Genomic DNA, 278 nt, shown 5'->3' with positions numbered 1-278 from the left:
ACCGCCAGCCGGTAGCGCAGGTCGTCCGGCCTGATCGGGCCGCTGTCGATCAGCTGATGCCAGGCCTGCTCGATGGATTTGACGCCGAGCAGGTTGAGCGCCACCTGATTGGCCTCGGTGATGCGCAGCTGGTCCAGCAGCAGTGTGTGGTGCTGGGCATCGGCTTTCAGCCAGCGCTGGAGGCCGGCGGCATCGCGCAGCTTGTTCTGCAGCAGCAGGCTGCGCAGGCCGGAGAGGTCGAGCACGCAGAGGGCGACCCCGGTGCCGTCGAAGATGTC

1 protein-coding gene is annotated in these 278 nt (G+C 67.6%); it reads right to left on the bottom strand.

Annotation, left to right across the window (positions count from 1 at the left end; all coding sequences use genetic code 11):
• A partial coding sequence (locus J0A65_RS27215) for a PAS domain-containing protein (protein WP_206597268.1) occupies positions 1–278 on the bottom strand: 278 nt, incomplete at both ends.

The organism is Bowmanella yangjiangensis (assembly GCF_017255015.1).
GTDB classification, from domain to species: Bacteria; Pseudomonadota; Gammaproteobacteria; order Enterobacterales; family Alteromonadaceae; genus Bowmanella; species Bowmanella yangjiangensis.
This window is presented reverse-complemented; position numbering and strand designations above follow the sequence as displayed.